The following is a 22,841-nucleotide window of genomic DNA, read 5'->3' on the forward strand; positions in this document are numbered from 1 at the left end:
CACTTCGAACGGCATCACGCTGGTTTCCCTTCGCTCCGGAGACCCGGGACGGGGCGGTGAGAGAGCAGTGGCGTTAAAGCGCTTTAACTGGCGCGCTCTAGCCGAGTACGATGCCGCTAGTCCAAATGTCATGTCAATGGGTTGTTGCTACTAGGTTTCGGATTGTCGTGGCTGAGACCCTGTCGACATGGGCGGACAGGGTCGGCGCGTGGCCTGGGGTAACCACTGAGCGTGAGCCGAGAAGCCCGGGTGCAGGTGCTGCGGATCACTGACGGGATCAGCTGCCGGTCCGAAAGTAGGCTCAGGCCACGGACCAGCGGCCTACCGGAGAGCAATGCTCAAAGACCTAAGACTGATCGGCTATAGCTTCGGCAGCGAGTCCGCACCCTTGGACATCAACATCACCGAGCGCGCCGTCAAAGCCATGCCCGACTGGTTGCCGGCGCCGTATCGCCTGACCTCGGGGGCGGCGCACAACCGGCCATGGATGATCGGCCGGGCCAAGGAGTTGGCGGGCGGCGACGGCCTCGCCGGGGAGGCGGCCACGGTGATGGCCGCCGTGATGGTGACGCTCGGCGCCGTCGAAGTGGTCGTCAGCGTCTTCGGGGAGTACTTCGGGGTGGACCTGAGCGAGGAGATGGAGCAGATGGAGGAGAAGCGAACCGCGTTCATGTACCGGGCGATCGGCATCGCGCACGCGGAGTAGGAGAGGGGCCCGGGCTGCTGTCGCCAGGCCCCTCGCCTTGGTCGTACGACGATCGGCGGGTTTCCTCGTACGTGCGGCGCGGTCAGAGCCCGCGCGGTACCTCGCGGTTGAGGTATGCGGCGATCGGCGCCCATCCGCCTTCCGGTGTCATGCCGAGCTCGGCGAACTCCGCGCCGAATGCGTCGATGACTGTCTCGTGCGTGATCCGGCCGACGCCTCCGGGTACCAGCTTGCCGCGGAGGACGGCACAGACCGTGCCGATCAGGTTGGTGGCCTCGTCGCGGTGCCCGTTCTCCCACAGCCACACGACCGCCTCGCACACCTTGGTGCTGGGGCGTAACCCGTCCCCCTCTGCTCGATCGCGGCAGCCTCGTACTGGCCGAGCCCGTACAGGGCGGTGGCCAGGATGTCTGCGGGCACGGCTAAGTGGCCGTGGGGGACAGCCGCCTTGCTGCTCATGCGCATACTCCTTCGTGTCGGACGATCTGTCGGACGCTGCCCTTCGGCAGTACTGTCGACGCGTCAGCGCGCGCCCGCCTCATGCATACGACGCCACGCGTTGTGCGCCCGTCGTCCGATGCGCAGCCGGACCTTCTTCCCGTGGCAGCGCGGGCAAGTCCGCACCTTCCGGAACTGCTCGAACCCTCCCGTCCCCGCGCACTTCCGGCACGGCGCGAACGGCTTGACCGCGCACAGCACGGCGTACCCGCCAAACCACAGAACAGCGGCGGCCATAGCAACCAGCATGGGGTCTCTCCCTCGCTACTCCGGGCGTTTCCCGGGGTTTCAGCGGCGCCCCTGCTAGACGCTAGTTGCCTGCTCAGGGGGTTGATCGTGTGCTAGCGGGGCCGCTAGACCTAGCAGCGCGGGGTGATAGATCTAGCGGCCGTGATCGGTACTACTTGGCGAGTCGGTCGGCGTCCCGTCGGGTGATGGCGGCGACGACGTCGGCCCGCTTGATGCCGCGCCGGTTCTTCCCCTCGCCGTCGTCGGTGGTGCCCCACACCTGGTCTGTCTTCACGCCCCAGGGCTCGAGTGCGGCGGTGACGTTCTCGCCCTTCCACTCGCCGTAGACGTCCGGCCGGAGCTCAGCGAGACGCGTGGCGACGCGCTCGCACCACACGGCTTTCTCGTCGGCGCTCACGGACTTCAGGACGTCGGCGAGGATGTCGAGGCTGGCCGTCTCCGCGGGCCGCTCGCCGATGGCATGGCCAGTGATGTTGCCGTATTCCTCGCGCATCTTCCGGGCCCGGGTGACGATCAGGTCGGCGCCGGTCGCGTCGATGAACGCGGAGGACACGAGGCGCGGGTCGTCGCCCTCGCCGGACATCCAGCAGATACCGCGGTCGGAGCGGCTGAACATGGTGGCCTTGATACCGGACTTGTAGGCGCCGGTGCCGAGGACCATGTCGTTGGCCTGGTGGTTCATCACCTTCAGGCAGAACCGGAGCACGGCGTTCGCGGAGATGCCGGGCGGCAGAGACTTTGCGTCGGGTCGCTGGGTGGCGAAGATACCGACGATGCCAAGGGCGGGGCCGCGCTTGGTGATGTCGGTGCAGATGGACTCCAGCTCGGCGCCGTACTTCTCGTGCTCGAACGGAACCTGGCATTCGTCGGCGCCGACCACGATCGGGTGCAGGCCGAGGCTCTTGTCGTTGGCCAGCTCAGGCGTCACCTTCGACTCGGGGCAGCGGAAGCGCGGCAGGGACCGGATGACCCTTGCCCGGCGCCGCAACTCTTCCTTGATCTGTTAGTTGCCCTTCTGGAAGTCGCGCCACATCGAGCGCAGGACGAGCAGGCAGATGATGAGCGAGACGACGGCGATGGCCAGCGCCACCAGAGCGATGGACAGGCTGATGAGGATCGCCACCAGGACGAAGCCGACGACGATCAGGGCCACCAGGGCGAGGCAGCCACCGGCGAGGTACGCGCCGACGGGATGCGCCTTGAGCGGCACCTGCGCGACCGGTGCGGACTGCACCGGCCACGGGTAGATCGGCTGGCCGTCGGCGGTCACCCCGATGGGCTGCACGTGGTCACGGGGCGGCGTGACGGCGGGGGTGTTCATGACCACTTCCCCTCGACGATCTCGCGGCGTACTTCGGTCGCGTCGCGGCGGGACAGATTCAGCTCCGTCCGGAGTCGCTCGATGGGCACCGGCCGTCCGGTCTCGGTGACCACCTCCCGGATCAGTCTTAGCGCCCTTTTCCGCAGTTCAGCGGGGTGAGTGTGACCACCTCGGTGACCACCTGACGGGTGATGGCGGCGGGCAGGGACGCGGTCACCTTGGCGGTCACTCCGGTCGTCACGTAGTCGTCCCGGACGAACGGCGCCGGAGACGGGCGGGTGACCGCCCAGATGACCACCGGCGCGGAGGTGCTCGACGACCGGGGAGCGGTCGCTGTCTCCTCACCCCGGGCGAGGGCATGGGTCCTCCATAGCGCCACCGGTACGAGCAGCGAGACGACCACGACCAACTCGAAGGTGACCGCGATGACGTCGGTGTCCAGGGCGTGTGCGGCCACCTGCGCGGCGCTCATGAAGGCGAGCGACAGGGTGATGTCCAGCGCCCGGAACCAGCGCAGGGCGGCCATCACGTACGCGTCGATGGACACGGGCAGCATGGCTGCAATGAAGGGGTCCGCTCCCAGGGTGCGGGCAAGGTCGTACTCGGCGTGCGCGGTGAACGCGATACCGGCGGCGAGGGACAGCCGCGTCAGCCACGTCCGCATCGGATCGGCGGCGAGGGTACGGCCCTCGGGGATGGCGCTAATCAGGCGGCCACCTCTAGGCCGAGGCGGCCGAACGCAGCGGCGGCCGTGGCGCCCTTGGGCCGGTAGGCGGCCAGGCGCGCGACGAACGTGGCGGTGTCGTACAACTTCACGGCCACGGTCTTGCGCACGCGCCCCTTGAGCTTGACCGCCGTCTCGGCGGTGGCGGTGGGCTGGATACCGCGTGAGAAGGCTCCGGCGAACCGTTTGGCGGTGGCGGGGTCGAGACCGCGGCCGATGAGATGGGTCTTGGCGGTCTGAGGGGTGCCGGTGGCCAGGGTGCGGCGGGCCTTGCTGGCAGCGCGCTGGGTGTTGGCCCGACGGCGGATGGTGGCGCGAAGCGCACGACGCTGGGCGCGGCGCTCACGGCGCATGAGGGTACGGTCCTGCATAGGTCTGGCTCCTTGATCGGAAGGTGCTGGATCAAGGCCTCGTGCCGGTGTTGAAGCCATCGGTCCGGGGGCGCCGCCGTCTCACACATGTCTCACGGACTGTGCGTGAGACGGCGGACTCGGAGCCTCTGACCTGCTGCTTCTTGGTGCTTCCTGGACCTCACGGACGTCACGGACGCCACGTAAGCTGGGGAGCATGGCCTACGAGATTCCGGTGACGCAAGCCAGGGCTGAGCTCGCCGACCTGATCAACCGGGTGGTGTACGGCGGAGAGCGCGTCGTCGTGACGCGGCACGGGAAGCCGCTCGTCGCTCTCGTGTCCGCGGCTGACCTGGAGCGACTCGAGAAACTCGACGCGGCGATCGAGGCGGGGGTGGAGGAGTCGGTGATCAGTGCGGTGTCGAGTGTTCGGGAGGTGGGTTCCGCTCCTCACGAACGGCAGCGGTTCGGGATCGCGGCGGAGCATCGGGGGACCGGGGCGTCCTAGGCCGGCTTGGGGGTGGGTGCGCAAGGCCGAGCCGTGTGCGCACATGGCCGGGCACCCCTGACACATGCAGGACCCGGCGCCCCTGAAACGCGTAGGACCGTGCACCCCTGTCCGCTACTTCGGGGGTGCACGGTCGGTTCTGTGGGGGTCAGTTCGCCAGGGCGGGCTCGCGCTCTGCGGGAGACGGCTCGCCGGCCTCCCTGCGGCGCTTGAGCGCGCTGCCGAGGAGGACTGCGCCGAGTCCCAGTGCGGCCCACCAGGTCAGGGTGAGGGCCGGGCCGGACGCGGCGGCTCCGTCGAAGAACGAGATCGAGCGGAGCAGTGAGACGCCGGCGCCCGGCGGCAGCCACTGGCCGATCGTCCCGACCGGGTCGGGCAGCATCTCGGGAGCCGTGGCGGCGCCGGAGAACGGGTTGCCGAGCATCATCACCACGAACGCGCCCAGTCCGATGCCCGGAGTGCCCAGCAGGGCCGCGAGGCCCGCGACGGCGGCGCCGACCGCCAGCGTGGCCAGGCCCAGGGCACCCGCCTGGGCCCACCAGTTCCCGGTGAGTGCGCCGAGCCAGCTGCCTGCGAGAGAGGCCGCCACCAGGCCGACGAGCGCGGACGCACCGACCAGGGCGGCGATCGCGCGCCGCCCGCGCAGCCCGAGCAGGGTCACGACGGCTCCCGCGGCGATGCCCGCCAGCGTCAGCGGCAGCACGCTCGACGTCAGGGCCGAGCCGCGCGGGTCGTCCTCGGCGGCCGGTACGACGTCGACGGTACGCACCTGGGCGCCGCCCGCCTGCTGGGTCACCGACTGCTGGAGCAGCTGCGCCACGAGCGGGCTCGCGGCCGAGGCGGTCAGCAGCTTCGGCCCCTGGCCGGTGACGACGACCGCGCCGTATACGGTCCGGTCCTCGATGGCGTCCCGGGCGGCGGCCTCGTCGGCGTAACGGTGGATCTCGAAGGCGCCCTCGTGCTCTTCGAGCTGGTTCTGTACCTGGGTGGCCGCCGTCGCCGGACCCGCCACGCCGAGCGGCAGATCGCGCGGCGCGGTACGGGCCGCGGGCCAGGCGAAGGCCCACAGGGCGAGGGCCACCAGCATGGGCACCAGTACGACGACGGCAACGACATGGCGGCCGTGCGACGACGAGGTCGGCTGCTGCGGCGACTGTGACGGCTGTGACGACTGCGGTGAGCGTGGTGGTGCGGTCCCGGTGTGCGTAGCGGATTTGGCGGACATGGTCTCTTCCCTTGATGTGTGGTCGTGGGTGCTTGACGTGGGAGTCTGGGTGAGCGGTCCCGCTAAAAAGAAGGATCGTTCGTTTTGCTTGTTCCGTCACTGTCCTGCGGGTGCCGCGACTTGTCAAGAAGGAATGTTCGTTTTAACTTTCAGTCATGGCCCGCGTATCCCAGGAACACCTCGACGCCCGTCGCCGCCAGATCCTCGACGGCGCGGCCCGCTGCTTCGCCCGCAACGGGTTCCATGCCACGTCGATGCAGGACGTGCTGAAGGAGGTGGACCTCTCGGCGGGCGCGGTCTACCGCTACTTCAGCGGCAAGGACGAGCTGATCGCGGCCATCGTCACCGAGGTCCTCGGAGGTCTTCGCGCGGCCTTCGAAGAGGCCGCCCGGCAGACTCCGCCCCCGCCGCCCGACGTGCTCGTGGGCCAGGTCATGACCCAGGTGCTAGGGCTGGGGGGAGCGGGAAAGCTCGGGCTGAGCTGGGACGGAGAGGCCTCCTTCCCTCGGCTGATGGTCCAGGTCTGGACGGAGACGCTCCGTGACAGCGAGCTGTCGCAGATCCTGCGCGAGGGCTTCGGCACTGTGCGAGCTGCCTGGGTGAAGGTCGTCGAGGGCTACCAGGAGGCCGGGGTGATGCGGGCGGACATCCCTGCCGACCACGTCGCCAGGACCATGATCGCCACCGCGCAGGGGTTCGCCGCCCAGCAGGCGCTCTTCGGCTCGGCGCCCGTCGACGTGATCCAGGACGGTCTGCGGGGGTTGATGAGCATGGAGCCGCCGCGCTGACGTGGCCTGGCTCGTCGACGTCGGAGTGCGGGGCGCATGCCGACGATCAGGCCGGCCGGTCGGCTTGTCGTCCGTGATCCCCGTGTGAATCCACGCGCGGCGGTTAACGTCCCTGAAATCCCGCGCAACTAGCCTGCACCACCACGTCACCAGGGGTTTTCGCAGCCCGGGACGCGCAAAGTCGCGCATCCCGGCCGCGTACCGCAGTCGTGTACTGCATCCGAATCCTTCGTGGTGGCTGCGGCAACCGGACCCCGCACGGTCCGGAGCGAGGACTGTGAGGTGGACGCCGTGCAACTGACGCCGCACGAGCAGGAGAGGCTGCTCATCCATGTGGCCGCCGATGTGGCCGAGAAGCGCAGGGCCCGGGGACTGAGGCTCAACCACCCCGAGGCCGTCGCCCTGATCACCTCGCACATCCTCGAAGGGGCCCGGGACGGCCGTACCGTGGCCGAGCTGATGGCCTCCGGGCGCAGGATCCTCACCCGCGAGGACGTCATGGAGGGCATCCCCGAGATGATCCACGACGTCCAGGTGGAGGCCACCTTCCCGGACGGCACCAAGCTCGTCACCGTCCACGACCCGATCGTCTGACGGGGGAGCAGCAGCCATGATTCCCGGAGAGATCCTGTTCGCCGACGGACCCGTCGCCTTCAACGAAGGCCTTGAGGTCACCCGGCTCACCGTCCTCAACGCCGCCGACCGGCCCGTCCAGGTCGGCTCCCACTACCACTTCGCCGAGGCCAACCCCGGTCTGGACTTCGACCGCGCCGCCGCGCGCGGGAAGCGGCTCAACGTCGCCGCCGGCACCGCCGTGCGCTTCGAGCCCGGGATCCCCGTCGACGTCGAACTCGTCCCGCTCACCGGCGCCCGTGTCGTGCCCGGCCTGCGCGGCGAGACCGGAGGTGCCCTCGATGCCTGAGATCTCGCGTGCCGCGTACGCCGACCTGTTCGGCCCCACCACCGGCGACCGCATCCGGCTCGCCGACACCGATCTGCTGATCGAGATCGAGGAGGATCGTTCCGGCGGCCCGGGACGCGCCGGTGACGAGGCCGTGTTCGGCGGCGGCAAGGTCATCCGCGAGTCGATGGGCCAGTCGCGTGCTACGCGCGCAGACGGCACCCCGGACACCGTCATCACCGGTGCGGTGATCATCGACCACTGGGGGATCATCAAGGCCGACGTGGGTATCCGCGACGGCCGGATCACCGGCATCGGCAAGGCGGGCAACCCGGACACCATGGACGGGGTGCACCCGGACCTGGTGATCGGCCCGGAGACCGAGATCATCGCGGGGAACGGGCGGATCCTGACCGCCGGGGCGATCGACGCCCACGTGCACCTGATCTGTCCGCAGATCGCCGACGAGGCGCTCGCCTCCGGAGTCACGACGCTCATCGGCGGCGGCACCGGTCCGGCCGAGGGCTCCAAGGCGACCACCGTCACGCCCGGGCCCTGGCACCTGGCCCGGATGCTGGAGGCGATGGAGGAGTACCCGCTCAACTTCGGGCTCCTCGGCAAGGGCAACACCGTCTCCCACGAGGCGATGCTCTCCCAGCTGCGCGGCGGGGCGCTCGGCCTCAAGCTGCACGAGGACTGGGGCTCCACGCCCGCCGTCATCGACGCGGCGCTCACGGTGGCGGACCGGACCGGCGCGCAGATCGCCATCCACACGGACACCCTCAACGAGGCCGGGTTCGTGGCCGACACGCTCGCCGCGATCGCGGGGCGCACCATCCACGCGTACCACACGGAGGGTGCCGGCGGCGGGCACGCGCCGGACATCATGACCGTGGTCTCCGAGGGGCATGTGCTCCCCAGCTCGACCAACCCGACCCGGCCCTACACCGTCAACACCGCCGAGGAACACCTCGACATGCTGATGGTCTGCCACCACCTCAACGCGGCCGTGCCCGAGGACCTGGCCTTCGCCGAGTCCCGGATCCGGCCCACCACCATCGGGGCCGAGGACATCCTGCACGACCTCGGCGCGATCTCGATCATCTCCTCCGACGCGCAGGCCATGGGGCGCGTGGGCGAGGTCATCATGCGGACCTGGCAGACGGCCCACGTCATGAAGCGGCGGCGGGGCGCGCTGCCCGGGGACGGACGCGCGGACAACCGTCGTGTACGTCGCTATGTCGCCAAGTACACAATCAACCCTGCCCTCGCCCAGGGGCTCGCCCGCGAGGTCGGCTCGATCGAGACCGGGAAGCTCGCCGACCTCGTGCTGTGGGAGCCCGCGTTCTTCGGCGTCAAGCCGCATCTCGTCGTCAAGGGCGGGCAGATCGCGTATGCGCAGATGGGCGACGCCAACGCGTCCATTCCCACGCCGCAGCCGATTCTGCCCCGGCCGATGTTCGGGGCGATCGGACGGGCGCCCGCCGCCAACTCGTTCAACTTCGTCGCGCCGATCGCGATCGAGGACGGGCTGCCGGAGCGGCTCGGGCTCGGCAAGCGGTTCGTGTCGATCGAGTCGACGCGTGGTGTGACCAAGGCGGACATGCGGGAGAACGACGCGCGTCCGCGGGTGCAGGTCGATCCCGACAGCTTCGCCGTCACGATCGACGGGGAGCTGGTGGAGGCCACGCCGGCTGCCGAACTGCCCATGGCTCAGCGGTATTTCCTGTTCTGACCGGTACTTCCTGTTCTGGCCTTCCGGCTTCGACTTCGACTTCGACTTCGATTCCGACCCCGACTCTGCGTTCTGAGGCTCGTCATGTCGCGTGCTGCGTTGCTTGTGCTGGCCGACGGTCGGTTTCCCGCCGGGGGGCATGCCCACTCCGGTGGGGCCGAGGCGGCGGTCAAGGCCGGGCGGATCACCGGTGCGGAGAGTCTGGAGGAGTTCTGCCGGGGGCGGTTGCACACGGCGGGGCTGGTGTCCGCCTCGCTCGCCGCGGCCGCCGCCCTCGGGCTCGATCCGGTGGAACTGGACGCTGCCGCGGACGCGCGTACACCGTCCCTCGCCCTGCGGGTCGCCGCCCGGAAGCTCGGGCGGCAGTTGATGCGGGCCGCTCGGGCGACGTGGCCGTCCGCCGAACTCGACGCGCTGGCGCGGGAGTTCCCCAAGGGCGCCCATCAGCCGGTCGTTCTCGGGCTGGCTGCCCGGGCCGCGGGGCTCGGGGCGGAGGATGCCGCGTACTGCGCCGTGTACGAGAGTGTCAGTGGGCCGGCGAGTGCGACGGTGCGGTTGCTGAGTCTTGATCCGTTCGATGCGACCGGGGTGTTGGCCCGGTTGGCGCCCGAGCTTGATCTGGTGGCGGAGCAGGCGAGTGCGGCGGCGCGGTGTGCGTTGGAGGGCGGGGTCGGGGTGTTGCCTGCGGCTTCCGCGCCGGTGTTGGAGATCAGTGCGGAGGTGCATGCTGCTTGGGCTGTGCGGCTGTTTGCCTCCTAGGGGTTTCTTTCGCCCCCGCCGCCCCTACCCGTTCCCGTCCCTTTCTGGGGGCTGCGCCCCCAGACCCCCGCATCGGCCTGAACGGCCTCGTCCTCAAACGCCGGACGGGCTGGAAGCAGCCCGACGGGCTGAGATGTGCCAGAGCCAGTTGAAGAAGTGGAGCCGTATCCATGCATCTTGACCACTCCCACGATGGGGCCTCCGCCGTGAGTGCCGACGCCCACCGGCCCGACGGGCGGCGGCGGGCCCTGCGGATCGGGCTCGGGGGGCCCGTCGGGTCCGGGAAGACCGCTACCGTGGCGGCGCTCTGTCGGGTTCTGCGGGATGAGCTGGCGTTGGCCGTTGTCACCAATGACATCTATACGCGTGAGGACGCCGAGTTCCTGTTGCGGGAGGCCGTGTTGCCGCCCGAGCGGATCACTGCCGTGGAGACCGGGGCCTGTCCGCACACGGCGATTCGGGACGACATCTCCGCGAATCTCGAAGCCGTCGAGGATCTGGAGGACGAGGTCGGGCCGTTGGATCTCGTCCTGGTCGAGTCGGGGGGCGACAACCTCACCGCGACCTTCAGCAAGGGGCTGGTCGACGCTCAGATCTTCGTGATCGATGTCGCGGGCGGGGACGACATTCCGAGGAAGGGCGGGCCCGGGGTCACCACCGCCGACCTGCTCGTCGTCAACAAGACCGACCTCGCCCCGTACGTCGGTTCCGACCTCGGGCGGATGGCCGCCGACGCCAAGGCGCAGCGGGCCGAACTGCCGGTGGTGTTCCAGTCGTTGCGGGGCGAGGACGGGGTGAAGGACGTCGCCGCCTGGGTGCGGGCCCAGCTCGCCGCGTGGACGGCATGACGGCCGACGAGGTCGAAGTGGCCGGAATGCGGGCCCTTGCGCGGATCGGGGCGCGGGACGACGGGCGGGGCGGGACTGCCCTGCCCACGCTGGAGGGGCAGGGGCCGCTCGCCCTGCGGCGTACCCGGGCCAGTGGTTCCGAGGCGCGGGTCATGCTGGTCGGCGCGATGAGCGGGCCCCTGGGCGGTGATCACTTCACCGTCGAGGCGGAGGTCGGGGACGGTGCGCGGCTGCACGTGGGGTCGGCCGCCGCCACCATCGCGCTGCCCGGGCAGGCCAAGGGCGAGGCGCGCTACGACGTACGGCTCACGGTGGCCGAGGGCGGCGAACTGCGCTGGCTTCCCGAGCAGTTGATCTCCGCCAATGGCAGTGAGCTGTGCGTGAGCACGTGTGTGGACCTTGCCGCCGGTGCTCGGCTGGTACTGCGCGAGGAGCAGGTGCTCGGGCGGGCCAACGAGGAGCCCGGGCGGCTTGCCAGTCGGCTCACCGTGCGGCTCGACGGGCGTCCGCTGCTCGATCAGGAGCTCTCCTGCGGACCCGGGGCGCCGGGCGGGTGGGACGGTCCCGCCGTGCTCGCCGGACATCGGGCGCTCGGGCAACTCATCGTCGTAGGACCGGAGTTCGGTAGGAAGCCGGTCGAGGCGCGGTTGCTGGGGGAGTACGCCGTGCTCACTCCGCTCGCCGGTCCCGGGGCCCTCGTGACCGCGCTCGCACCGGATGCGCTGCGTCTGCGGCGCATCCTCGACGAGGCGCTCGGCGCACTCGCCTGAAACAAACCGCACCGCTCAACGGGCAGTGATGTTCCGGTTATCGGATTGGCAAAGAAGCCACTTCACCCCTGTTCTCAGGGACCTCACAGCCGGAAGGATCCCCCTACTGACCACAACGACAGTAGACAGCAGGGGGAGGACTCACTTGAGGGGTTTGAGAAGGGCGACGGCGTTCGGCTCGGCCGGAGCGCTCGTCACAGCGACGCTGATAGCCGGCGCCGTCGCGGCCCCGACGGCCAGCGCGGAAAGCCGCCACGGCCAGGACAGCCAGACGCGCGGCGCCGCGATCGCCGCCGCTCGCGCGGCCAAGGCAGGCATCGACTGGGCGGACTGTCCGGCCGACTGGGGAATCGCGAAGCCCGTCCAGTGCGGCTGGGTCACGGTGCCGCTCGACTACGCGAAGCCCAACGGCAAGAAGATCAAGCTCGCCGTGGACCGTATCGGCAACACGGGTACGAAGGCGGAGCGCCAGGGCGCACTCGTCTACAACCCGGGCGGCCCCGGCGGCTCCGGACTGCGTTTCCCGCTCCGGGTCACCACCAAGAACCCGCTGTGGGTGAAGGCGTCGAAGGCGTACGACTTCGTGGGCTTCGACCCGCGCGGCGTCGGCCACTCGGCGCCCATCTCCTGCGCGGACCCGCAGGAGTTCGTGAAGGCGCCGAAGATGGACCCGGTGCCGGACTCCGAGGCCGACAAGCGCGCCCAGCGCAAGCTCGCCGCCGAGTACGCGGCCGGCTGTGCCGAGCGCAGCGGCGAGATGCTGCCGCACATGACGACGCCCAACACCGTCCGTGACCTGGATGTCATCCGGGCCGCGCTCGGCGAGAAGAAGCTCAACTTCCTGGGCGTCTCGTACGGCACGTACATCGCCGCCGTGTACGGCACGATGTACCCGACCCACGTCCGCCGCATGATCGCGGACAGTGTCGTCAACCCGTCGCGCGAGAAGATCTGGTACGAGGCCAACCTCGACCAGGACGTCGCCTTCGAGATGCGCTGGAAGGACTGGCAGGACTGGGTCGCCAAGAACGACGCGGCCTTCCACCTCGGCGACACCCGGGCCAAGGTCCAGGAGCAGTGGCTGAAGCTGCGTGCCACCGCCAAGAAGAACCCCATCGGTGGTGTCGTCGGTCCGGCCGAGCTCATCGGCTTCTTCCAGAGCGCCCCGTACTACGACTCGTCGTGGGTGCCGGTAGCGACCGTGTTCAGCAAGTACGTCGCCGGTGACACCCAGGCACTCGTCGACGCCGCGGCACCCGACCCGTCGGACACCGCGGGCAACATCGCCTCGGAGAACGGCAACGCCGTCTACACGGCCGTCGAGTGCACCGACGCCAAGTGGCCCACCAGCTGGAAGAAGTGGGACCGCGACAACACCGAACTGCACAAGAACTACCCGTTCATGACGTGGGCCAACGCCTGGCTGAACCTGCCGTGCGCGACCTGGCCCGCCAAGCAGCAGACCCCGGTCAACGTGAAGTCCGGCAAGGGTCTGCCGCCCGTCCTGATCGTGCAGGCCACGCGTGACGCCGCCACTCCCTACGAGGGTGGCGTCGAGCTGCACAAGCGGTTCAAGGGCTCCCGCCTGATCACCGAGAAGGACGCGGGCTCGCACGGCGTGACCGGTCTGACCAACCCCTGCATCAACGAGCGGGTGGACACCTACCTGCTCACCGGCAAGGTCGACTCGGCCGACGTGACGTGCACCCCGCACGCCACGCCCAAGCCGTAGCCGTAGCCGTAGCGGTAGCAGGGGCACGAGCAGTAGCAGTACGCGGATGAGGGGCGGCCGGGATTCCGGCCGCCCCTCGTTCATGCCCGCAGCCAGGCGTCCTCCGCCGCGTAGTCGAAGAGGTCGCCGTAGTTCTGGAACATCTTCGGGTACGCCTCCCGCCAGTCCCGGCCGACCAGTTGACGCTCGATCCAGGCGATGGTGTCCGGCAGCGTCTCCGCGTACCGCGCCACAGCCTGGTACCCCAACTCCCGTTCGGCGGCCGTCATGTCGCAGACCACCGGGTGCGGAACCGACCACGGAGTATCGCCCACGGTCTCGGCGGGCGGGGGTCCGTCGACCAGGACGCTCTCGGTCTCGACGCCCATCACCGCGTCGACGGCGACGGCGATCTCCGCCACCGTGGGCGCGTCGGGGTCGACGGCGTTCAGCGCACGGGCGCCGGGCTTCCGCGCGGCCAGGCGCACGAGTTCCGCGATGTTGTGGACGCTCGCCGGATGGAACCGGCTCTCCCCGCCGTACGCGAGTACGCGCCGCCGCCGGCCGTCCAGGTTGCGCTTGACGAAGTACAGCTCGCGCGGGGTACGGCAGTGCGGCCCGTGGATCGCACCCGCGCGCAGCAGCGTGGTCGGCAACTGGTCGGCCGCGGCAAGGAGTTCACGCTCCAGACCGGCCTTGCGGGTGCTGTACGAGGCTTCGCCGGGCGGGATGGTCCGCTGGGCCTCCCGCAGGGGCACCGGATACTCCGGGAACCCGTCGGGCTGCTCCTGCGTATCGAAGTTGCGGCCCTTGTCGTCCTCGTACACCGACACGCTGGAGACCACCACGGCCGATCCGACGCGACTGGCGAGATTCGTCAACTGCCGTGCGTGCTCCGGCCCGTAGGCCACCACGTCCACCAGTACGTCGCAGCCCTCGCCGACCGCGGCGGCCAGGGCGGAGTCGTCCGCGCGGTCCGCCCGTGCCGTCCGGACCCCGTCGGGCCAGGACCCGTCCCGTCCGCCGCCCCGCGAGACGGCCGTCACCTCCCAGCCGTCCGTGGCGAGCGCCCCCACGGCCACCCGCCCGATCTGCCCCGTCGCTCCGATCACCACAGCTCGTCCCATGGGGCGACCGTAGGGCCCCGGCCACCGGGATCCCAGTGCATTAGCTGTGGGCAGATCGTCCCGGCCCGGCGGACGCCGGGCCGGTGATGGTCACCTCAGCGGCATACGGGGAAACCTGCGCTTCGCCAGCGCCGCCTTCTCGGCGGCCTCCTCCGCCTTGACGACGGCCGCGTACCGGTCGACGTACTCCTGCTCGGAGAGGGTGAGGATCGCGTACATGATCTCGTCGGTGATGGCGCGCAGGATCGCCTTCTCGTTCTCCATGCCGGCGTAGCGGGAGAATTCGAGGGGCTCGCCGAAGCGGATCGACACGGGGTGGATCTTGGGGATCTTGCGGCCCGGGGGCTGGGCCTCGAAGGTGCCGATCATCGCGCACGGGATGACCGGGACCCCGGCTCTGAGCGCCATCACCGCGACGCCGACCTTGCCCTTGTAGAGGCGGCCGTCGTGCGAGCGGGTGCCCTCCGGGTAGATGCCGAGCAGTTCGTCCTTGCTCAGTACGCCGAGGCCCTCGCGGATGGCAGCCTGGCCCGCGTCCTTGCCGGAGCGGTCCACCGGGATCTGCCCGGCGCTGCGGAAGAAGGCCGCCGTCAGCCGGCCTCTGACGCCCGGGCCCGTGAAGTACTCGGCCTTGGCGAGGAACGTGATGCGCCGCTTGAGGATCGCGGGCATCAGGAAGTGGTCCGAGAACGACAGGTGATTGCCCGCGACGATGGCCGCACCCGTCGCCGGTACGTGCTCCAGACCCTCGATCCGAGGGCGGAAGACCAGCCGCAACAGCGGTCCCAGAATCACGTACTTGAGAACGTAATAGAACAAGGGGTCGCTCCTCACTTCACAGGATCGGCTCAACCGCCGCGTTCTGGCTGGTCAACAGGTGTGCTGCGGGACGCCAGTGTATGTGCAGGGGCGGATCTCCGTAACCGTCCCCGAACGCACTCATGCTGCCCCGCTGTCCTCGTCCGGACCACCCGTCAGGGCAGTACCTGGCTCGATCCTGACGCGTCGCCGCTGCCCAACTGGTCGGCCAGGCAGGCGAGATACAACGCCATGGTGGTCCGGTGCTCCCGCAGGGGGCGGCCGGTGATCTGCTCGATCTTGTTCATGCGGTAGACCACGGTGTTGCGGTGGACGTGCAGCACCGCGGACGCCCGTACGAGGTTGAAGCCGTTCTCGCACCACGCGGTGATCGTGTCGCGGAGCACCGGCCAGTCCGGCTGGGTGCGCAGGTCCGTGGCGGTCAGGTCGAGCAGGCGGTTGCGCGCGGGCTGGCCGACCGCGGCCAGGACCTGGTGGACCCGTAGATCGGTGATCACGTGTACGGGGGTGCGGCCCGCCGTCCGGGCGCCGAGGCGCAGCGCGTCGCACGCGTCCTGGTACGAGTCGTGCAGGGCGCCGACCGAGGCGGCCGGTTCGCCGATCCCCGCGCGGGCCGTGAGGCCGCCCTGCGCGGCGATCAGGTCGGTGACGCGCCGGCAGCCGACGGACAGGGCGTCCTCGGGCTGGTCGGGCTGGAGCCGGTGCAGTACACCGATCCAGCCGGGAGCCGTCGTGGCGATGATGTCCTGCGGGTCGGCGAACACCTCGCGGACCGTGCGGAGCAGTTCCGAGCGGACCAGCGCCATGTCCCGCGTCGGGGTGCCGTGCCGACGGCCGCCCGTGTCCGGCACGGTCACCTCGAAGGCCACCGCGACCCGCCGCAACCGCAGGTCGAAGCCCAGCTCGGCGGCCCGGAAGACGAGGAAGTCGCCCTCCACCACCTGCGGGTCGTACGAGGCGAGGTCGGCCAGCAGCTTCTCCGCCGCCCGTTCGGCGAGCAGCCGGGAGCGGAGCATCACCGACTCCCGGAGCAGGATCTCCGTCTGCCGCTTCACCAGCAGGCCGAACCGGCGCACCTGGGCGGGCGTACCGGTGATCCCGACCGTACCCACCGCCTGCCCGTCGGTGACCAACGGCAGGGTGACACCCGGGCGTACGCCCTGGAGCCGATGGGCCTGCGACGCGTTGTGCGTGGCCGGTTCCTGTGTACGGATCACCTCGACGGACGCCTCGTGGAACGTGCCGACCCGGTGGGTGTCACCGCTGCCGATGACCATCCCGTCCGCGTCTGTGATCAGCACGTTGAAGCCGATGACCGCGGAGGTGTCCCCGGCGATCTCCTGGGCGAGCGACGGACTCAGCACGGGGGTTCCTCCCGTCGAGGGGACGGACCGGGGACGGACTGGCGGGCGGACCGAGGGACGGACCAGGGGTGGATCGACGACGGATCCGAGGTGTCGAAGTGGACGCACCGTACAGCAGACCGCGCGATTTCGGCCGCAAGTTCATACGAAGTGAACGGTGACGCACGACCGGCCGGTCCCTAGCGTATGAGCCCATCACATCCCCGCCGGGGGCACAGCGCGGTGAACGGCGGGCCCCTTCAGTGCCGATACCCGTGCCGTTACGGAAGGCCCAAGCCGATGATCCGTGTGCGCTCACTCGTCGCTGTTTTCTCAGCGATTCTCCTGATACCGGCGGTCGCCGGCTGTGGTTCGGACGGCGACGACGAACCGAAGAACGTGTCCGCGAAGACCGCCGCGCTCGGCACGATCACGCCCGGCGTGATCAAGGTGGCCGTCCAGCCGTACGCGCCCTACACCAGCGTCCAGGGCGACAAAATCGTCGGCCTGGACGGCGACATCCTCGCCTACGCGGCCAAGAGGCTCGGCCTTGAGGTCAAGCCCCAGGTGACGGACTTCGCGGGCATGCTCGCCGGAGTGCAGTCCCGCCGCGTGGACATCACCATCGGCGGCGTCGCCTGGTCCGCCGACCGGCAGAAACAGGGCCTGTTCACCGACCCGCCCTACTACTCGCCCCCGGCGATGGCCGTACGGTCCGGCAAGACGTACAAGACGGTCGACGACCTGAAGGGCCTGCAGCTCGGCACGGTCGAGGGATACGTCTGGGTCAAGTCCATCCAGGCCGTGCCCGGTGCCAAGCTGCACGCCTACCCCGACGCCAACGGCGTGTTCGACGACCTCGGCGCGGGCCGCGTGGACGTCGGCTTCCTCGACCCGCTGATCATCATCGCGGCGCAGAAGGAACGCCCGGAGCTGAAGATCGACACCCAGTACATGACGCCGCCAACTGCCGCGCAGGTCAAGGCGAAGCCGGCGTACGAGTACTTCCAGCCGTACCAGACCGGCTTCTACCTGCCCAGGAAGGCCACCAAGCTGGAGAAGGCCATCTCCGCGCAGATCGACGCCATGTACGAGAACGGCGAGCTGGAGAAGCTCGTCGAGAAGTACGGCGGCGACCCCGAGCAGTTCCTCAAGCCCTCCGCCGACGTCGCGACCGCGCGCCGGGGAGTGGACCGGCCCCAGGACTGGACGCCCCCGTCCATCGCGCAGTGAGGGGATGAAACAGTGACGACCGACATCGCCTCCGGCCTCTTCCAGGTCCCCTGGTCCGACTACCGGCCCGACCTCCTCGACGCGCTCTGGCGCACCGTCTCCTACACGGCGGTGAGCTTCGTCGGCGCGGTCGCCCTCGGTCTCGCGGTGGCACTGCTGCGGCTGAGCAGGGCATGGCCCGCGCGGGCCGTCGCCGCCGTCTACACCGAGGTCTTCAAGAACGTCCCGCTGCTGGCCATCATCTTCCTGACCTACTTCGGCCTGGCCTCCGCCGGGCTCCGGCTGGACGTCTTCACGGCAGGCTGTGTGAGCCTCGTCGTCTTCTACGCCGCCTACCTGTCCGAGATCTTCCGTTCCGCGATCAGCGGTGTACACGGTGGACAGACCGAGGCGGGCGAGGCGCTCGGCCTCGGCAGGACCGGCATCTTCAGCCACATCGTCCTGCCGCAGGCCCTGCGGCAGGCGCTGCCCGGCACCAACACCATGCTGGTCGACCTGCTGAAGTCCACCTCGCTGCTCGTCACCGTCTCCGCCGCCGAGCTGATGTCCGAGGGACGGCTCATCACCTCGGCCACCTTCCGGGCACTGGAGGTCTACCTGGTCATCTCGGCCATCTACTTCGCCCTCTGCTACCCGCTCTCCCAGCTCCTCCTGCTGCTGGAGCGGAAGGTACGGGCGGGCGTCCCGCTGTCCCCGTGGCGCCGGCGCCGGATGCGGGCGGCCCGCGCCCTGCTCGCGAGCGACCTCGTCGTGGACGCCGACCGGAAGGAGGCGACGGTATGACCGAGCCCGTCACCACCACCAAGACCCCCGCACCTGTGACCCCCGAAGCGGTCGTACGGATCGACGGACTGAGCAAGTCCTTCGACGGCCGCCTCGTGCTCGACGACGTCCGCCTGGAGGTCGGCCGCGGCCGCATCGTGAGCGTCATCGGCCAGAGCGGCGGCGGCAAGACGACCCTGATGCGCTGCGTCAACCTCCTCGAACGGCCCGACAAGGGCACGGTCGAGGTCGCCGGAGAGGTCGTGCACCAGGGCGGCCGTACGGTCTGCCGCGACCTGGCCCGGCTGCGTCGCACCGTCGGCATGGTCTTCCAGCGGTTCCATCTGTTCCCGCACCTCACGGCCGTCGAGAACGTCGTCCTCGCCCAGCGCAAGGCGGGCATCCCCGAACAGGAGGCGCTGGAACGGGCCGTCGCCCTGCTGCGCAGGGTCAAGGTCGCCCACCGCGCCCTCGCCCACCCCGACCAGCTCTCCGGCGGCGAGCAGCAGCGCGTCGCCATCGCCCGCGCCCTCGCGCTCAAGCCCGAGGTGCTCCTCTTCGACGAACCCACGTCCTCCCTGGACCCGGAGGCCACCCGGGAGGTCCTGAGCGTGATGCGCGAACTCGCCGCGGACGGGATGACCATGCTGCTGGTCACCCACGAACTGCCCTTCGCCCGCGAGGTCGCCGACCACGTCGTCTTCGTCGACGGCGGCCGGATCGTGGAGGAGGGCAGGCCCGAGGACGTCCTCGACAGCCCCGCCCAGGCCCGTACCCGGGAGTTCCTCGCCTCGTACGGAACCGCGTCATGACCGCTGCGTCCACCGCGGCCGGTACGAGGGGACCGGTCGGCGACCACCCCGTCGTGGTCGTCGGAGGCGGGGTCGTCGGGCTGTGCGCGGCGTACTACCTGGCCGTGGCCGGTGTCTCCGTGGAGGTCGTCGAGCGGCGGGGCCTCGGCTCCGGGGTGTCCCGGGGCAACGCCGGATGGGTCTGTCTCAGTCATTCGACGCCGGTGCCCGCCCCGGGAGTCCTGCGCTATGCGATGCGTTCGCTGGGCCGGCCCGACTCGCCGCTCTATCTGCGGCCGCTGCCTGACCCGGCGTTCGTACGGTGGCTGTGGCGGTTCTGGCGCAGCAGCACTCCGGCCGCCTTCCGGCGCGGTTACGCGGCGATCGCCGAGCTCAACCAGGACACCTTCGACCTCTTCGACGGCCTGCGCGAGGCAGGCGTGGAGACGACGCTGTCCCGGCCCGGCATGGTGCACGCCTTTCTGTCGCCGACCGAGGCCCGGCACCATCTCGCGGTCCAGCGGGAGATGGCGGACGGCCGCTATCCGATGCCCGACGACGTGACCACGGGGCGCGAGGCGCGGCTGCTGGACGACGCGCTGTCGTCCCGGGTGCGGGCGGCCTATCTCGTCGAGGGGGAGGGGGTGGTCGACCCGGAGGCGTTCGCGCGTGCGCTCGGGGAGGCATTGGCGGCCCTGGGGGTGAAGGTCCATGAGAACGCGGAGGCCACCGGGTTCCGGTCCTCGGGCGGCCGGGTCACCGCGCTGCGCACCGCCCAGGGCGAGATTCCCTGTTCAGCCGTCGTGGTCGCGGCCGGTATGCGTTCGCCGGGCCTGCTGCGCGCGCTGGGGAGTCCGCTGCCCCTCCAGGCGGGCAAGGGCTACAGCTTCTCGGTGGACCTGGATCCGGCGCCCCGGCACACGCTGTACTTCGGCGAGCGCAGGGCCGTCGCATCGCCGATTGGTGGGACCACGCGGATCGGCGGCACGATGGAGTTGAGCGGGAACAACAACCGCCTCGACTGGCGGCGCATTGTGGCTGTCGCGCTTGCCAGTCGGCACTATCTGGGGCGCTGGTTCGACGATCCGGACGACCTGGTCAGCCTGATCCGGGATCCCTGGGTCGGGGGACGGCCCTTCCTCCCCGACGGGCTTCCGGTGATCGACCGTGTGCCGGGCCACGAGAACGCCTTCGCGGCCACCGGGCACGGGATGCTCGGGGTCACGCTCGGGCCGGTCACGGGGCATCGGCTCGCCGAGTACATCCGCTCGGGACGAAGGCCCGAAGCCCTCGCGCCGTTCCGGTTCGATCGGCTTCTCCGCTGAGCCGTCGTATCCCGGACCGGGTGGTTTGTCGGCCGCGGGCCGGTGGGGGCCGGCCGCGCAGCTCCCCACCGGCCCATGAGGGCGACCCCCGCCCAACGCGTGAAGGGGCGCCCCTCAAGTCGTCCGAGGGGCGCCCCGAGCTGTCAGGAGCCTTCCGTCAGGACCTTCTCCAGGGAACCCAGGGCTGTCCGGAGTTCCTCGCCCGTGATGGTCAGCGGGGGAGCGAGGCGGATCGTCGAGCCGTGGGTGTCCTTCACCAGGACCCCTTCTCGCATGAGGCGTTCGCTGATGTCGCGGCCGGTGCCGATGGCGGGGTCGATGTCCACGCCCGCCCACAGGCCGCGTGCCCGGAAGCCCTGGACGCCCTTGCCGACGAGGGAGGTCAGACCGCCGCGCAGCACAACGCCCAACTCCGCCGCCCTGCGCTGGTATTCGCCGGTCTCCAGCAGTTCCACGACGGCCGAGCCGACCGCCGCGGACAGCGGGTTGCCGCCGAACGTCGAGCCGTGCTCGCCCGGCCGCAGTACCTGGAGCACGTCGCGCCGCGCGACCACCGCGGAGACCGGCACGATGCCGCCGCCGAGCGCCTTGCCGAGCAGCAGCATGTCCGGCACGACGTCCTCGTGCTCGACGGCGAGCGTGCGGCCCGTACGGCCGAGGCCCGACTGGATCTCGTCCGCGATGAACAGGCATCCGGTGCGCCGGGTCAGTTCGCGGACACCGCGCAGATAGCCGTCGTCGGGGATGACGACACCCGCCTCGCCCTGGATCGGCTCGATCAGGACGGCCGCGGTCGTCTCGTCGATCGCCGCTTCGAGCGCGGCGAGATCGTTGTACGGGACCACACGGAAGCCCGGCGTGAAGGGACCGAAGCCCGCGCGGGCCGTCTCGTCGGTGGAGAAGCTGACGATCGTCGTTGTACGGCCGTGGAAGTTGTCGGCGGCCACCACGACGGTCGCTCGGTCCGGAGCGACGCCCTTCACCTCGTACGCCCACTTGCGGGCCACCTTGATGGCGCTCTCCACAGCCTCGGCGCCCGTGTTCATCGGCAGCACCATGTCCAGGCCCGTCAACTCGGCCAGGGACTCCGCGAACCGGGCCAGCCGGTCGTTGTGGAACGCGCGCGAGGTGAGCGTCAGCTGGTCGAGCTGCCGGTGGGCCGCCTCGATCAGCGCCGGATGGCGGTGCCCGAAGTTGAGGGCCGAGTAGCCGGCCAGCATGTCGAGGTAGCGGCGGCCCTCGACGTCCTCGACCCAGGCGCCCTCGGCGCGCGCGACGACCACGGGCAGCGGGTGGTAGTTGTGCGCGAGGACGGGCTCCTCGGCGCGGATCAGCTCGGCGGACGAACGCACGGAACGGCTGGGAGCGACGGTCATGAGCGGATCTCCTGAGTGCAGCACTTGATGCCCCCGCCTGCCTTCTGGAACTCCGACAGGTCGACGGGGACGGGAACGTAGCCGTGGCGGGCGAGCTCGCCCGCGAGCGCCTCGGCGCGCGGCGCGATGAAGACATGACGGCCGTCCGAGACGGAGTTCAGACCGAACGCCATCGCGTCCTCGTGCGTGGCGATCACCGCGTCCGGGAACAGCAGGCGCAGCACCTCACGGCTGCCCGCGGAGAAGGCCTCCGGGTAGTACGCGATGTTCGCCTCGGGGCCGTCGTCGAGCACGAACAGTGCGGTGTCGAGGTGGTAGAAGCGCGGGTCCACCAAAGTGAGGCTGATCGTCGGGACGCCGAAGAACTCCTGCACCTCGTGATGGGCAGCCCGCTCCGTACGGAATCCCGTGCCGGCCAGGAGAACGCGGCCGGCGAAGACCAGATCGCCCTCGCCCTCGCACACCGCCTCGGGCCGGTAGACGTCGAAGCCCGCGTTCTTGAACCACGTGTCGTACGCGGTCGACTCCGGGCGGCGCTGCGGCGCGTGGAAGAGCGAGCCGAAGACCCGGCCGGCCACGACCAGCGCCGAGTTCGCGGCGAAGACCATGTCCGGCAGACCGGCGACCGGTTCCACACTGTCGACGGTGTGGCCGTGGGCACGGTAGGCGCGGATCAGCTCCGCCCACTGTCCTCGGGCCAGATCGACGTCGACCTGTGTGTCCTCATGCATCCAGGGATTGATGGCGTACTGCACGGCGAAGTGTCTGGGTTCGCAGACAAGGAAGCGCCTCGATCGCGGCACACGGCTCATGGGCACAGAGGGGTTCCTCCGCTTTCCTGCGGTGTTGGGTGGGATACCTCAACGGTAGGAAGCGGAGGCCGGTCTCGACAAGAATCGGGGATTGCGCGTCACCGCAGGGATGCTGCGTGTTCGCGCGGGTCGACGCACGATTGCTGCGTGGGTGGTTCGG

General features: G+C 70.1%; 24 protein-coding genes and 1 pseudogene. 14 read left to right on the top strand and 11 right to left on the bottom strand.

Annotation, left to right across the window (positions count from 1 at the left end):
* Nucleotides 1–334: 334 nt before the first annotated feature.
* Nucleotides 335–706 (top strand): hypothetical protein, encoded by a 372-nt coding sequence (locus ACZ5VQ_RS25385; protein WP_469106869.1) that lies wholly within the window; start codon nt 335–337, stop codon nt 704–706.
* An 82-nt stretch (nt 707–788) separates the two neighbouring features.
* On the opposite strand, the gene ACZ5VQ_RS25390 is transcribed toward ACZ5VQ_RS25385, so the two are convergent.
* The 5 genes and pseudogenes from ACZ5VQ_RS25390 to ACZ5VQ_RS25410 form a co-directional block, all read right to left on the bottom strand.
* Nucleotides 789–1,013 carry a hypothetical protein gene (locus tag ACZ5VQ_RS25390; RefSeq protein ID WP_469106870.1) on the bottom strand — a complete coding sequence of 75 codons (225 nt, stop codon included), beginning with the start codon at nt 1,011–1,013 and terminating at the stop codon, nt 789–791.
* A gap of 591 nt (nt 1,014–1,604) precedes the next feature.
* Nucleotides 1,605–2,456 (bottom strand): annotated as a pseudogene (locus tag ACZ5VQ_RS25395) (cell division protein FtsK); the annotation flags it as partial.
* Nucleotides 2,457–2,774: a hypothetical protein gene (locus ACZ5VQ_RS25400; RefSeq protein WP_469106871.1), complete on the bottom strand. Its 318-nt coding sequence runs from the start codon at nt 2,772–2,774 to the stop codon at nt 2,457–2,459.
* A 127-nt stretch (nt 2,775–2,901) separates the two neighbouring features.
* Nucleotides 2,902–3,438 carry a hypothetical protein gene (locus ACZ5VQ_RS25405; RefSeq protein ID WP_469106872.1) on the bottom strand — a complete coding sequence of 179 codons (537 nt, stop codon included), beginning with the start codon at nt 3,436–3,438 and terminating at the stop codon, nt 2,902–2,904.
* A gap of 41 nt (nt 3,439–3,479) precedes the next feature.
* A complete protein-coding gene (locus tag ACZ5VQ_RS25410) occupies nt 3,480–3,869 on the bottom strand; it encodes a hypothetical protein (RefSeq protein WP_469106873.1) in 390 nt (129 codons plus the stop codon).
* 196 nt (nt 3,870–4,065) lie between these two features.
* On the opposite strand from ACZ5VQ_RS25410, the gene ACZ5VQ_RS25415 reads away from it, so the two are divergent.
* Nucleotides 4,066–4,356 (top strand): type II toxin-antitoxin system Phd/YefM family antitoxin, encoded by a 291-nt coding sequence (locus ACZ5VQ_RS25415; protein ID WP_469106874.1) that lies wholly within the window; start codon nt 4,066–4,068, stop codon nt 4,354–4,356.
* 148 nt (nt 4,357–4,504) lie between these two features.
* Here ACZ5VQ_RS25415 and ACZ5VQ_RS25420 read toward each other — a convergent pair whose 3' ends face one another.
* Complete coding sequence (locus ACZ5VQ_RS25420; protein WP_469106875.1) at nt 4,505–5,581, bottom strand: ABC transporter permease; 1,077 nt, start codon at nt 5,579–5,581, stop codon at nt 4,505–4,507.
* Between the two features lie 155 nt (nt 5,582–5,736).
* On the opposite strand from ACZ5VQ_RS25420, the gene ACZ5VQ_RS25425 reads away from it, so the two are divergent.
* The 8 genes from ACZ5VQ_RS25425 (at nt 5,737) to ACZ5VQ_RS25460 (ending at nt 13,114) form a co-directional block, all read left to right on the top strand.
* Nucleotides 5,737–6,369, top strand: coding sequence for a TetR/AcrR family transcriptional regulator (locus tag ACZ5VQ_RS25425; protein ID WP_469106876.1), 633 nt, complete (start codon nt 5,737–5,739; stop codon nt 6,367–6,369).
* A gap of 291 nt (nt 6,370–6,660) precedes the next feature.
* Nucleotides 6,661–6,963, top strand: a complete 303-nt coding sequence (locus ACZ5VQ_RS25430; RefSeq protein ID WP_468662587.1) for an urease subunit gamma — start codon at nt 6,661–6,663, stop codon at nt 6,961–6,963.
* 16 nt (nt 6,964–6,979) lie between these two features.
* Nucleotides 6,980–7,291 carry an urease subunit beta gene (locus ACZ5VQ_RS25435; RefSeq protein ID WP_143642976.1) on the top strand — a complete coding sequence of 104 codons (312 nt, stop codon included), beginning with the start codon at nt 6,980–6,982 and terminating at the stop codon, nt 7,289–7,291.
* The gene (locus tag ACZ5VQ_RS25440; RefSeq protein ID WP_469106877.1) at nt 7,284–9,005 is read left to right on the top strand and encodes an urease subunit alpha; all 1,722 of its coding nucleotides are present in this window, start codon (nt 7,284–7,286) and stop codon (nt 9,003–9,005) included. The genes ACZ5VQ_RS25435 and ACZ5VQ_RS25440 overlap by 8 nt, the downstream gene beginning before the upstream one ends.
* Nucleotides 9,006–9,089: 84 nt before the next feature.
* On the top strand, nt 9,090–9,764 hold the full coding sequence (locus ACZ5VQ_RS25445) for an urease accessory protein UreF (protein ID WP_469106878.1): 675 nt from the start codon (nt 9,090–9,092) through the stop codon (nt 9,762–9,764).
* 170 nt (nt 9,765–9,934) lie between these two features.
* Nucleotides 9,935–10,612, top strand: a complete 678-nt coding sequence (gene ureG, locus ACZ5VQ_RS25450) for an urease accessory protein UreG (RefSeq protein WP_200399758.1) — start codon at nt 9,935–9,937, stop codon at nt 10,610–10,612.
* Nucleotides 10,609–11,382 (top strand): urease accessory protein UreD, encoded by a 774-nt coding sequence (locus tag ACZ5VQ_RS25455; RefSeq protein WP_469106879.1) that lies wholly within the window; start codon nt 10,609–10,611, stop codon nt 11,380–11,382. Before ureG ends, ACZ5VQ_RS25455 begins: the two co-directional genes overlap by 4 nt.
* A gap of 145 nt (nt 11,383–11,527) precedes the next feature.
* A complete protein-coding gene (locus ACZ5VQ_RS25460) occupies nt 11,528–13,114 on the top strand; it encodes an alpha/beta hydrolase (protein WP_469106880.1) in 1,587 nt (528 codons plus the stop codon).
* A gap of 80 nt (nt 13,115–13,194) precedes the next feature.
* On the opposite strand, the gene ACZ5VQ_RS25465 is transcribed toward ACZ5VQ_RS25460, so the two are convergent.
* The 3 genes from ACZ5VQ_RS25465 to ACZ5VQ_RS25475 form a co-directional block, all read right to left on the bottom strand.
* Nucleotides 13,195–14,220, bottom strand: coding sequence for an NAD-dependent epimerase/dehydratase family protein (locus tag ACZ5VQ_RS25465; protein WP_469106881.1), 1,026 nt, complete (start codon nt 14,218–14,220; stop codon nt 13,195–13,197).
* 90 nt (nt 14,221–14,310) lie between these two features.
* Nucleotides 14,311–15,039: a lysophospholipid acyltransferase family protein gene (locus ACZ5VQ_RS25470; RefSeq protein WP_469106882.1), complete on the bottom strand. Its 729-nt coding sequence runs from the start codon at nt 15,037–15,039 to the stop codon at nt 14,311–14,313.
* A gap of 155 nt (nt 15,040–15,194) precedes the next feature.
* Nucleotides 15,195–16,403, bottom strand: coding sequence for a CdaR family transcriptional regulator (locus ACZ5VQ_RS25475; RefSeq protein WP_469106883.1), 1,209 nt, complete (start codon nt 16,401–16,403; stop codon nt 15,195–15,197).
* A gap of 279 nt (nt 16,404–16,682) precedes the next feature.
* Between ACZ5VQ_RS25475 and ACZ5VQ_RS25480 the strand changes: the two genes are divergently transcribed.
* From ACZ5VQ_RS25480 to ACZ5VQ_RS25495, 4 genes are read left to right on the top strand one after another with little or no spacing between them, the layout of a single operon-like run.
* Nucleotides 16,683–17,615, top strand: a complete 933-nt coding sequence (locus ACZ5VQ_RS25480) for a substrate-binding periplasmic protein (protein WP_469106884.1) — start codon at nt 16,683–16,685, stop codon at nt 17,613–17,615.
* 12 nt (nt 17,616–17,627) lie between these two features.
* The gene (locus tag ACZ5VQ_RS25485) at nt 17,628–18,398 is read left to right on the top strand and encodes an amino acid ABC transporter permease (RefSeq protein WP_469106885.1); all 771 of its coding nucleotides are present in this window, start codon (nt 17,628–17,630) and stop codon (nt 18,396–18,398) included.
* On the top strand, nt 18,395–19,189 hold the full coding sequence (locus ACZ5VQ_RS25490; protein ID WP_469106886.1) for an amino acid ABC transporter ATP-binding protein: 795 nt from the start codon (nt 18,395–18,397) through the stop codon (nt 19,187–19,189). Before ACZ5VQ_RS25485 ends, ACZ5VQ_RS25490 begins: the two co-directional genes overlap by 4 nt.
* Entirely contained in the window at nt 19,186–20,493 is a 1,308-nt protein-coding gene (locus ACZ5VQ_RS25495; protein ID WP_469106887.1) for an NAD(P)/FAD-dependent oxidoreductase, read from the top strand. Before ACZ5VQ_RS25490 ends, ACZ5VQ_RS25495 begins: the two co-directional genes overlap by 4 nt.
* Nucleotides 20,494–20,636: 143 nt before the next feature.
* Here ACZ5VQ_RS25495 and rocD read toward each other — a convergent pair whose 3' ends face one another.
* Nucleotides 20,637–21,869, bottom strand: coding sequence for an ornithine--oxo-acid transaminase (gene rocD, locus ACZ5VQ_RS25500; RefSeq protein WP_469106888.1), 1,233 nt, complete (start codon nt 21,867–21,869; stop codon nt 20,637–20,639).
* Nucleotides 21,866–22,687: a dimethylargininase gene (gene ddaH / locus ACZ5VQ_RS25505; protein ID WP_469106889.1), complete on the bottom strand. Its 822-nt coding sequence runs from the start codon at nt 22,685–22,687 to the stop codon at nt 21,866–21,868. The genes rocD and ddaH overlap by 4 nt, the downstream gene beginning before the upstream one ends.
* Nucleotides 22,688–22,841: the final 154 nt, after the last annotated feature.

This window comes from Streptomyces sp. NPDC033178 (assembly GCF_055577685.1).